This window comes from bacterium (assembly GCA_020440705.1).
In the GTDB taxonomy this organism is placed as follows: domain Bacteria; phylum Krumholzibacteriota; class Krumholzibacteriia; order LZORAL124-64-63; family LZORAL124-64-63; genus JAGRNP01.
Map to the genome: position 1 here is coordinate 1 of JAGRNP010000145.1, position 8,493 is coordinate 8,493.

19 protein-coding genes are annotated in these 8,493 nt (G+C 65.7%); all 19 read right to left on the reverse strand.

From position 1 onward, the window contains the following. Positions 1-91 precede the first annotated feature (91 nt). Positions 92-469, reverse strand: a complete 378-nt coding sequence (locus KDM41_15800; GenBank protein MCB1184890.1) for a 50S ribosomal protein L18 — start codon at positions 467-469, stop codon at positions 92-94. Positions 470-499: 30 nt separating this feature from the next. Beyond that, a complete protein-coding gene (gene rplF / locus KDM41_15805) occupies positions 500-1,039 on the reverse strand; it encodes a 50S ribosomal protein L6 (GenBank protein ID MCB1184891.1) in 540 nt (179 codons plus the stop codon). A gap of 48 nt (positions 1,040-1,087) precedes the next feature. Next, on the reverse strand, positions 1,088-1,495 hold the full coding sequence (gene rpsH / locus KDM41_15810; GenBank protein ID MCB1184892.1) for a 30S ribosomal protein S8: 408 nt from the start codon (positions 1,493-1,495) through the stop codon (positions 1,088-1,090). Between the two features lie 19 nt (positions 1,496-1,514). After that, positions 1,515-1,700 carry a type Z 30S ribosomal protein S14 gene (locus tag KDM41_15815; GenBank protein ID MCB1184893.1) on the reverse strand — a complete coding sequence of 62 codons (186 nt, stop codon included), beginning with the start codon at positions 1,698-1,700 and terminating at the stop codon, positions 1,515-1,517. A gap of 22 nt (positions 1,701-1,722) precedes the next feature. Continuing rightward, positions 1,723-2,274: a 50S ribosomal protein L5 gene (rplE, locus tag KDM41_15820; GenBank protein ID MCB1184894.1), complete on the reverse strand. Its 552-nt coding sequence runs from the start codon at positions 2,272-2,274 to the stop codon at positions 1,723-1,725. Between the two features lie 92 nt (positions 2,275-2,366). Further along, positions 2,367-2,681 (reverse strand): 50S ribosomal protein L24, encoded by a 315-nt coding sequence (gene rplX, locus KDM41_15825; protein ID MCB1184895.1) that lies wholly within the window; start codon positions 2,679-2,681, stop codon positions 2,367-2,369. Then, a complete protein-coding gene (gene rplN / locus KDM41_15830) occupies positions 2,681-3,052 on the reverse strand; it encodes a 50S ribosomal protein L14 (protein ID MCB1184896.1) in 372 nt (123 codons plus the stop codon). Before rplN ends, rplX begins: the two co-directional genes overlap by 1 nt. A gap of 54 nt (positions 3,053-3,106) precedes the next feature. Next, positions 3,107-3,370: a 30S ribosomal protein S17 gene (rpsQ, locus tag KDM41_15835; GenBank protein MCB1184897.1), complete on the reverse strand. Its 264-nt coding sequence runs from the start codon at positions 3,368-3,370 to the stop codon at positions 3,107-3,109. A 52-nt stretch (positions 3,371-3,422) separates the two neighbouring features. Then, positions 3,423-3,620, reverse strand: coding sequence for a 50S ribosomal protein L29 (gene rpmC / locus KDM41_15840; GenBank protein MCB1184898.1), 198 nt, complete (start codon positions 3,618-3,620; stop codon positions 3,423-3,425). Between the two features lie 3 nt (positions 3,621-3,623). Beyond that, on the reverse strand, positions 3,624-4,037 hold the full coding sequence (rplP, locus tag KDM41_15845) for a 50S ribosomal protein L16 (GenBank protein ID MCB1184899.1): 414 nt from the start codon (positions 4,035-4,037) through the stop codon (positions 3,624-3,626). 34 nt (positions 4,038-4,071) lie between these two features. Next, positions 4,072-4,746 carry a 30S ribosomal protein S3 gene (gene rpsC / locus KDM41_15850; protein MCB1184900.1) on the reverse strand — a complete coding sequence of 225 codons (675 nt, stop codon included), beginning with the start codon at positions 4,744-4,746 and terminating at the stop codon, positions 4,072-4,074. A gap of 82 nt (positions 4,747-4,828) precedes the next feature. Beyond that, on the reverse strand, positions 4,829-5,170 hold the full coding sequence (gene rplV, locus KDM41_15855; GenBank protein MCB1184901.1) for a 50S ribosomal protein L22: 342 nt from the start codon (positions 5,168-5,170) through the stop codon (positions 4,829-4,831). Positions 5,171-5,185: 15 nt separating this feature from the next. Beyond that, on the reverse strand, positions 5,186-5,449 hold the full coding sequence (gene rpsS / locus KDM41_15860) for a 30S ribosomal protein S19 (protein MCB1184902.1): 264 nt from the start codon (positions 5,447-5,449) through the stop codon (positions 5,186-5,188). A gap of 26 nt (positions 5,450-5,475) precedes the next feature. Further along, complete coding sequence (rplB, locus tag KDM41_15865) at positions 5,476-6,306, reverse strand: 50S ribosomal protein L2 (GenBank protein MCB1184903.1); 831 nt, start codon at positions 6,304-6,306, stop codon at positions 5,476-5,478. Between the two features lie 17 nt (positions 6,307-6,323). After that, complete coding sequence (gene rplW / locus KDM41_15870; protein ID MCB1184904.1) at positions 6,324-6,614, reverse strand: 50S ribosomal protein L23; 291 nt, start codon at positions 6,612-6,614, stop codon at positions 6,324-6,326. Next, entirely contained in the window at positions 6,611-7,240 is a 630-nt protein-coding gene (rplD, locus tag KDM41_15875) for a 50S ribosomal protein L4 (protein ID MCB1184905.1), read from the reverse strand. The genes rplW and rplD overlap by 4 nt, the downstream gene beginning before the upstream one ends. 55 nt (positions 7,241-7,295) lie before the next feature. Beyond that, positions 7,296-7,916 carry a 50S ribosomal protein L3 gene (gene rplC / locus KDM41_15880; protein MCB1184906.1) on the reverse strand — a complete coding sequence of 207 codons (621 nt, stop codon included), beginning with the start codon at positions 7,914-7,916 and terminating at the stop codon, positions 7,296-7,298. A gap of 54 nt (positions 7,917-7,970) precedes the next feature. Further along, positions 7,971-8,279, reverse strand: coding sequence for a 30S ribosomal protein S10 (gene rpsJ / locus KDM41_15885; GenBank protein ID MCB1184907.1), 309 nt, complete (start codon positions 8,277-8,279; stop codon positions 7,971-7,973). Positions 8,280-8,416: 137 nt separating this feature from the next. Then, positions 8,417-8,493, reverse strand: a 77-nt coding sequence (locus KDM41_15890; GenBank protein MCB1184908.1) for an elongation factor Tu, incomplete at its 5' end; no start/stop codon positions are given.

Here is an 8,493-nt window from a genome sequence, read left to right on the forward strand (position 1 = left end):
CAGGTCGTTGATTCGAAAATTCCGCCATCTGCATTGCTCCTGTCCTGGCCCGGACCCCCGCTCCCTGCGGCGGCCGCGCGGCCGGTGAGACCTAGACTTCGATTCCGCCGTCCCTGAGCCCGCGGGCCAGGGCGGCGACACGCCCGTGGTAGAGATAACCGTTGCGGTCGAAGACCATGCTGGTGATCCCCTTCTCCTTCGCCTGCGCGGCGACGTCGCGACCGACGCTGTAGGCCATGGCGCACTTGCCGGCGATGCCCTCGGGCACCTCGGCGGCGGCGGCGGCCTTCTTGCCGTTGCTGGCCAGGAGGGTCACCCGCGCATCGTCGTCGACGACCTGGGCGTAGATGTTCTTGTGGCTGCGGGTGACGGTCACCCGGGGCCGTTCGGCGGTCCCGGCGATCTTCTTGCGGATGGAAATCTTCCGCCGCTTCCGGATCCGGATCCGCTTGCTCGCGACACTGCTCATTGGTTCACCTCTTTGTGACCGGTCGCCCGGCTACTTGCCCGCGGCCTTGCCGGCCTTGCGGATCACTTGCTCGCCCACGTACCGGATGCCCTTGCCCTTGTAGGGCTCGGGCTTGCGGTAGGAGCGGATCTCGGCGGCCACCTGGCCCACCTGCTGCTTGTCGATGCCCGTGACGTCGATGTGCGTCGCGTCCGGACAGTTGATCTCGATGCCCGCGGGAATCGGGTACTCGATCGGGTGGCTGTACTGCAGCTGCAGGTCGAGGACCTGGCCCTTGACCTGGGCGCGGTAACCGACACCGATGATCTCCAGCTTCTTCGTGAAGCCCTCAGTCACGCCGGTGACCTGGTTGGCGATCAGCGCCCGGACCAGCCCGTGGCGGGCCTTGGTGGTCTTGCTCTCGTCGGGCCGCACGACCGTCAGCTGGCCGTCCTTCTCCTCGAAGGACAGTCCCGCGGGGATGTGCTGCTTGTGCTCACCCTTGGGCCCCTTCACCGTCGAGGTGGTGCCGTCGATGCTGACGGTGACCCCGCTCGGGATGGGAATCGGGTTGTTACCAATCCGAGACATTGCTCTTTCCTCCGCAATACGTGAACCGGCGGCCGGGCCGCACGGCGACTACCAGACCTCGCAGAGCACCTCGCCGCCGATGCTGCGCATGCGGCACTGGTGACCGGTCAGGATACCTTCGTTCGTCGACAGGATGGAGATGCCGTACCCGCCGCACACCTTCGGGATGTTGTCCTTGCCCGCGAAGATGCGGCGGCCCGGACGGCTCACCCGACGGATGCCCTCGATGACGCCGATGCGCTTGCCGTCCCTGGAGTAGTACTTCAGGAAGAGCCGCAGCGTACCCTGGGCGTTGTCCTCGAGGACCTCGAACTTGTCAATGTAGCCCTGCTCCTTGAGCACCTGGGCCATGGCCCGCTTCTGGTTCGAAGCGGGGATCTCGACCCGACGGTGGCCCGCCTGCGTGGCGTTCCGGATCCGGGTCAACATATCCGCAATGGGATCGGTCATGCTCATCGCGTCCGCTCCTGCCTTTTTACCAACTGGCCTTGGTGACACCCGGGATGTCGCCGCTCAGGGCGAGCTGCCGGAAACAGATACGGCAAATGCCGAAGTGCCTGATGTAACCCCGGGGACGACCGCAGCGCCGGCACCGGTTGTAAGCCCGCACCTTGAACTTGGGCTTCCTGTTAGCCTTGGCAATCAAAGATTTCCTGGCCAAAACTCAATCCTCCTTCGTCCGGCTAGCGCCGGAAGGGCATACCCAGAAGGCGCAGCAGTTCGCGGCCTTCCTCGTCGTTCGTGGCGGTGGTGACGATGGTCACGTTCATGCCGCGCGGCTCGTCGACCTTGTCGTACTCGATCTCCGGGAAGATCAGCTGGTCCTTCAGGCCCAGGGTGTAGTCGCCGGCGCCGCTGAAGCGGGTCGGCACGCCCCGGAAATCCCGGATCCGCGGCAGGGCCACGTTGATGAACCGGTCCAGGAACTCCCACATCTGCCGGTCGCGCAGGGTCACGCGGGCCCCGATGGCCATGCCCTCGCGCAGCTTGAAGTTCGAGATCGACTTGCGGGCCTTCGTCTGCACGGCCTTCTGCCCGGTGATCGTCTCGAGCTCAGCGCACGCCGTCTCGAGGATCTTCGGGTTGGTGTGCGACTTGCCCAGTCCCATGTTGATCACGACCTTCACGGGCCTCGGGATCTGCATCGCGGACTTGTACGCAAACTTCTCCTGCAGGGCCGAGACCGCATTGCTCTCGTACAGTTCCCGCAGGCGGGGTTTGGTGGCTGCAGCCATTGTTTTCCTCCAGCGGCCGACGCCGCCTCATTGCCTTCCGGGGCACCGTGCCCCGATTTCCAGCCGAATTTCCGACAACCCGTCCGAGCGGACTAGTCGTTCAGCATCTCGCCGCTCTTCTTGCTGACGCGGGCGCGGCTGCCGTCCGAGAGCACGTCCTTGCCGATGCGCGTGGGCTTGCCCGTGTTCGGGCAGACCAGCATCACGTTGGACGCGTTGATCGGGCCTTCCTTCTCGATGATCCCGCCCTGCGGCACGTCCTTGGACGCACGCGTGTGGCGCTTGATCATGTTCACCTTCTCGACGATGATCCGGCCGGAGCCCGGGAAGACCTTCAGGACCTTCCCCTCCTTGCCGCGGTCGTTGCCGGCCACCACGCGCACTTTGTCGTTCTTCTTGATGCGCATCACAGAACCTCCGGCGCGAGCGAGACGATCTTCATGAAGCGCTTGTCGCGCAGCTCGCGGGCCACCGGGCCGAAGATGCGGGTGCCCACGGGCTCCTCGCCGTTCTCCGCCAGGATCACCGCGGCGTTGTCGCTGAACCGGATGTAGGAACCGTCCTTGCGGCCGACTTCCTTCCGGGTGCGCACGACGACGCACTTGACGACCTGGCCCTTCTTCACGTTGCCGTTGGGAATGGCCGATTTCACGGCGGCGATGATGATGTCGCCGACCCGGGCGTAGCGCCGACGGGTCCCGCCCAGCACGCGGATGCACTCGCAGGTCTTGGCCCCCGAGTTGTCCGCGACAGTCAGTCGTGTGGATTCCTGAATCATTGTTCCATTCCTTGCCACGCCGCACCGGAGCACGGCGACGGTTGCGACACTTCGCTACTTGGCCTTCTCGAGGATCTCCGCGACCCGCCAGCGCTTGGTCTTGGACATGGGGCGAACGGCCATCAGCCTGACGGTGTCGCCGACCCCGCACTCGTTGTTCTCGTCGTGGGCGACCAGCTTCGCCGTCCGCGTGATGATCCGCTTGTAGAGCGGGTGCGGGAAACGGCGACTGACCTTGACGATGGCGGTCTTGTCGTTCTTCGCCGAGACCACCTCGCCGATCCGGACGGCCCTGAGGTTTCGTTCCGTGTTAGCCATTCGATTCAACTCCCTGGCGCGGGCGCCGCGGCGCCCCGTCACCGACCGTGTCCTACTGGGCGGCCCGCTTTTGGGTAATGACAGTGTTGATCACCGCGATCTCCCGGCGCATGTTGCGCACCTGGAGGGGATTGTCCAGCGCACGCATGTTGAGCTGGATCCTCGCGTTCATCAGTTCCTCGGACTTCTCCTTCAGGAGGCTCTCGAGCTCTTCCATCGGCATGTCCCGCAGTTCATGGGCTTTCTTCATGTCCTACTCTCCCGTCCGGCTGACGATGCGCGTCTTGAACGGCAGCTTCGCCGCGCCGAGGCTGAGGGCCTTCTTGGCCAGTTCGAGGTCGACGCCGTTGATCTCGAAGAGGATCCGGCCCGGCTTGATGACCGCGACCCAGTACTCCGGCGCGCCCTTGCCCTTGCCCATGCGGGTCTCGGCGGGCTTCATGGTGATGGGCTTGTCCGGGAAGATCCGGATCCAGACCTGGCCCACACGCTTCATGCGCCGCGTGATCGCCACACGGGTGGCCTCGATCTGGCGGCTGGTGATCCAGCCGGCGCCCACGGCCTGCAGGCCGTAGTCGCCGAAGGCGATGGTCGCGCCGCGCCGGGCCATACCCCGGTTGCGGCCCTTGAACATCTTCCTGTGCTTGGTGCGCTTCGGCATCAACATGGTCTATCGTCCTCTTCTCTTGGAGCGTGGGCGCCTAGGCGCGCTGCTCGACAACCTGCTTGCGCAGCTGTTCCTTGAACTCGGCCGGGAAGATCTCGCCCTTGCAGATCCAGACCTTGACGCCGATGGCGCCGTACTGGGTGCGGGCGGTGCTGGTCCCGTAGTCGATATCGGCACGCAGCGTGTGCAGGGGCACACTGCCGTCGTGATAGGACTCGATGCGGGCCATCTCGGCGCCGCCGAGGCGGCCGGCGCAGCGGATCTTGATGCCCTTGGCACCCATCCGCATCGCCGTGGCGATGGCCTTCTTCATGGCGCGACGGAAGGCGACCCGGCCCTCGAGCTGGGCGGCGATGTGGTCGGCGACCAGGGGCGCGCTCAGCTCGGGCTTCTTGACCTCTTCCACGTCCAGCTTGACGTTCTTGCCGATCATCTTCTGGAGCTCGGCGCGCAGCTGGTCGGCCTTGGTGCCCTTCTTGCCGATGACGACACCGGGGCGGCTGGTCGCGATGATGATGTTCACCTTCTCGCGGAAGCGCTTGATCTTGACCGACTCCACGCCGGCGTTGCCGACACGCGCCATGACGTACTTGCGCAGGAGGAGGTCCTCGTTCAGCCAGTCAGCGAAATGCTTGTCGGTGAACCAGCTCGAGTTCCAGTCCTTGACGATTCCCAACCGGAATCCGATCGGATGTGTCTTCTGACCCATGGTCTTCCTTCCTCGTGTCGCGCCCCGGGTTCGGGCCCGACTTGAATCACCTGATCATCCGGGTTTCCCCGGTCGCGGGGCCCTAGGCCTCGACGACAACCTTGATGTGGCTCGTCCGCTTGTTGATGCGGTAGGCCCGGCCCTGGGCCCGCGGACGGATCCGCTTCATGGTCGGGCCCTCGTCGATCCGGATCTCCTTGACGATGATCCGCTCGTTGGCCAGTGCCGCCTCGCCCTCGTTCTTGAACCGGGCGTTGGCGGCCGCCGAGAGCATGACCTTCTTGATGATCGGCGAGGCCTTCTTCGGCGTCAGGGCCAGGATGCCCAGCGCCTCGTCCACGCTCTTGCCGCGGATGAGGTCCGCCACGAGGCGGGCCTTCCGGGCCGAGATCCGGACGTGTTTGGTGGATGCCAGTGCCTCCATCAGCAAAACCTCCGCTTACTTCTTCGTGGTGTGACCACGGTAGGTCCGCGTCGGAGCGAACTCACCGAGCTTGTGTCCCACCATGTTCTCCTGGATGTACACGGGCACGAACTGCTTGCCGTTGTGCACGGCAATCGTGTGGCCCAGAAACTCGGGGACGACCGTCGAGCGACGCGACCAGGTCTTGATGACCCGCTTCTCGCTCTTGCCGTTGAGGTCCTCGACCTTGGACAGCAGGTGCTCGTCCACGAAAGGCCCCTTCTTGATCGATCTCGACATCTTACCGACTTCCTCCGGTTACGGATCTACTTCTTGCCCTTGCGGCGACGAACGATGAACGCATCGGACGGCTGCTTGCGACGGGTCTTGAAGCCCTTGGCCAGCTGGCCCCACGGCGAGACCGGATGACGACCACCGCTGGTGCGGCCCTCGCCGCCGCCGTGCGGGTGGTCGACGGGGTTCATGGCGACACCGCGCACCGTCGGGCGGCGGCCCAGCCAGCGGGTGCGGCCGGCCTTGCCGCTCACGACGTTCTCGTGCTCGGCGTTGCCCACCTCGCCGATGGTGGCGTAGCAGCGCTTGTGGACCATGCGCACCTCGCCGCTCGGCAGGCGCAGGGTGACGTACTCGCCCTCCTTGGCCATGACCTGGGCGAACGAGCCGGCCGAGCGGGCCATCTGGCCGCCCTTGCCGATGTTCAGCTCGATGTTGTGCACCAGCGTGCCGAGGGGAATGCTCTCCAGCGGCAGCGCGTTGCCCGCGTTGAACGGCGTCTTCTGGCCGGCGAGGATCTGGTCGCCCACCTGCACGCCCTTGGGCCACAGGATGTAGCGCTTCTCGCCGTCGACGTACTGCAGCAGGCAGATGCGCGCGCTGCGGTTCGGATCGTACTCGATGCTGACGACCTTGGCGGGCACGTCGTGCTTGTTCCGCTTGAAGTCGATGATGCGGTAGCGGCGCTTGTGGCCGCCGCCGCGATGACGCACCGTGATGCGGCCGCGGTTGTTGCGCCCGCCGTTCTTCTTCAGCGGCTCGAGCAGCGACTTCTCCGGCGTGGAGGTCGTGATCTCGCTGAAGTCCGCGACGGTCCGGAAACGCTGGGTCGGCGTCACGGGCTTGAGTTTCCTGATTGCCATTGATCCTGCTCCTCTGCCTAGACGACTTCGAACATGTCGATGGAGTCGTCCTTGGCCAGTGTGACGATGGCCTTCTTCCAGTCGGCCCGCTTACCCGTGAATCGGCCCATGCGCTTGACCTTGCCGCGGCAGTTCATCGTGCGCACCTGGGTCACCTTCACGCCGAAGAAATGCTCCACGGCCTGACGGATCTCCTGCTTGTTGGCCTCGGGGGCGACCTCGAAGTAGTACTGGTTGTGCATCTCCCGCATCGTCGCGCCCTGCTCGGTGATCAGGGGCCGGCGGATGACCTTGCTCAGGTCCTTCATTTGCCGAACACCTCCTCGGCGCCCGCGAGCGCCGTCTGGGTGAACACGAGGTTGTCGGCCCACAGGATCGTGTAGGCGTTCAGCTCGTGGGCGCGCAGCACGCGCACGCCCTTGATGTTGCGGGCGCTCTTGTAGAGGTTGTCGCCCTCGCGGTCGACGACCAGCAGCGTGTGCCGGCCGGGCAGCGCCATGGCCGCCAGCATGCTCGCCATCTGGCGGGTCCGGGGCGCATCCATCGCGAAGTCCTCGACGACGCTCACGCGCTCGTGCCCGGCCCGGTCGCTCAGGGCGCTCACCAGGGCGACCCGCTTGATCTTGCGGGGCAGCACGTAGGTGTAGTCCCGCGGATGCGGGCCGAAGGCGATACCGCCGCCGACCCGCGACGGGCTGGCGATCGAGCCCATGCGGGCGCGGCCGGTGCCCTTCTGGCGGAACATCTTGGCGCTGGTCGCCTTCACCTCGGCCCGGGTCTTGGTGTCGTGCGTGCCCTGGCGCTGGTTGGCCAGGTAGTTCCGCACGGCCTCCCACAGGGCCTGCTTGCGCACCGGTTGCTCGAAAAGGGCGGCGGGAAGCTCCACCGTGCCCTTCGTCTCGCCGGCGCCGCTGTACAGTTTTGCCGTTGCCATTGTCCTTTACCTCGTCCCGTTCCGGTCCTGTCGGACCCGGTCAGCTACCGCGTCTCTACCGACTCGGCCGGATGTAAACGATGCCGTTCTTGTGCCCGGGCACGCTGCCCTTGACCAGCAGCAGGTTCTTCTCCTGGTCGACCGCGACGATCGTCAGGTTCTTCTTGGTCTCGCGCTTGTTGCCGTACTGGCCCGCCATGGGCTTGCCCGGCAGCACGCGACCCGGCTCGGTGTGCATACCGATCGAGCCGGACATGCGCACGTTCTTGGAACCGTGGGCCGCGGGGCCGCGGTGGTGTCCGTGCCGTTTGATGGGCCCGGAGAACCCGTGGCCCTTCGTGGTGCCGGTCACGTCGACCTTGCCCGCCTCGGCCAGGACCGAGACGTCGACCGTGTCGCCCAGGCTGTACTCATGGCCCTCGTCCATGCGGAACTCGAGCACCGTGTGCCGGGGCTCGGTGCCCGCCTTGCGGAAGTGGCCCTGCATGGGCATGGGCGTGTTCTTCGGCTTCTTGTGGCCGAAGCCGATCTGGACCGCGCTGTAGCCGTCGGTCGCCTCGTTCTTGACCTGGGTCACCACGCAGGGACCGGCCTGGATCACCGTCACCGGGACCACGCGGCCGTCCTCCTGGAACGTCCGGGTCATGCCGAGTTTCTTTCCGATCAATCCGATCATTGTCTCTGCTCCCTCTGACCACCGCGCCGCGCGCGGACATCACCGGAGATCAGGTCAAACCTTGATCTCGACGTCCACGCTGGCCGGGAGGGTCAGCTTCTTCAGGAATTCGGTCGTCTGCGGCGTCGAGTTCTCGATCTCGATGAGCCGCTTGTGGATGCGCATCTCGAACTGCTCGCGGGACTTCTTGTCCACGTGCGGCGAGCGCAGAACCGTGTAGATCGACTTGCGGGTCGGCAGGGGGATGGGACCCCGCACCAGGGCGCCGGTCTTCAGGGCGGTGGAGACGATGACCTCCGCCGAGCGGTCCAGCACCGCGGCCTCGTAAGCCCTCAACCTGATCTTGATCTTCTGTCGTGCCACGTTCTCTCCTCGCGATGGCTACTCCAGCGTCGCTTCCACGTCCCGTGTCCGCGCCTGCTCGCCTGTCGCCTGACCCTTGCGGGTGTTCGTTGCCTATCGAAGTCGGGGGGAGCGACCTGCGCTCCCCCCGGGGAAACCTACTCGTGGATCTTCGCGACGACGCCGGCGCCGACGGTGCGGCCGCCCTCGCGGATGGCGAAGCGCAGGCCCTCCT

Coding starts and splice junctions, on each gene's coding strand:
- rpsC (MCB1184900.1), bottom strand. CDS start 4,746: ATGGGTCAGAAGACACATCCGATCGGATTCCGGTTGGGAATCGTCAAG.
- rplF (MCB1184891.1), bottom strand. CDS start 1,039: ATGTCTCGGATTGGTAACAACCCGATTCCCATCCCGAGCGGGGTCACC.
- rplE (MCB1184894.1), bottom strand. CDS start 2,274: ATGGCTGCAGCCACCAAACCCCGCCTGCGGGAACTGTACGAGAGCAAT.
- rplX (MCB1184895.1), bottom strand. CDS start 2,681: ATGCGCATCAAGAAGAACGACAAAGTGCGCGTGGTGGCCGGCAACGAC.
- rpsH (MCB1184892.1), bottom strand. CDS start 1,495: ATGAGCATGACCGATCCCATTGCGGATATGTTGACCCGGATCCGGAAC.
- rpsQ (MCB1184897.1), bottom strand. CDS start 3,370: ATGGCTAACACGGAACGAAACCTCAGGGCCGTCCGGATCGGCGAGGTG.
- rplC (MCB1184906.1), bottom strand. CDS start 7,916: ATGATCGGATTGATCGGAAAGAAACTCGGCATGACCCGGACGTTCCAG.
- rplB (MCB1184903.1), bottom strand. CDS start 6,306: ATGGCAATCAGGAAACTCAAGCCCGTGACGCCGACCCAGCGTTTCCGG.
- rplV (MCB1184901.1), bottom strand. CDS start 5,170: ATGGAGGCACTGGCATCCACCAAACACGTCCGGATCTCGGCCCGGAAG.
- rplD (MCB1184905.1), bottom strand. CDS start 7,240: ATGGCAACGGCAAAACTGTACAGCGGCGCCGGCGAGACGAAGGGCACG.
- rplN (MCB1184896.1), bottom strand. CDS start 3,052: ATGATTCAGGAATCCACACGACTGACTGTCGCGGACAACTCGGGGGCC.
- KDM41_15800 (MCB1184890.1), bottom strand. CDS start 469: ATGAGCAGTGTCGCGAGCAAGCGGATCCGGATCCGGAAGCGGCGGAAG.
- rpmC (MCB1184898.1), bottom strand. CDS start 3,620: ATGAAGAAAGCCCATGAACTGCGGGACATGCCGATGGAAGAGCTCGAG.
- rpsS (MCB1184902.1), bottom strand. CDS start 5,449: ATGTCGAGATCGATCAAGAAGGGGCCTTTCGTGGACGAGCACCTGCTG.
- rplP (MCB1184899.1), bottom strand. CDS start 4,037: ATGTTGATGCCGAAGCGCACCAAGCACAGGAAGATGTTCAAGGGCCGC.
- rplW (MCB1184904.1), bottom strand. CDS start 6,614: ATGAAGGACCTGAGCAAGGTCATCCGCCGGCCCCTGATCACCGAGCAG.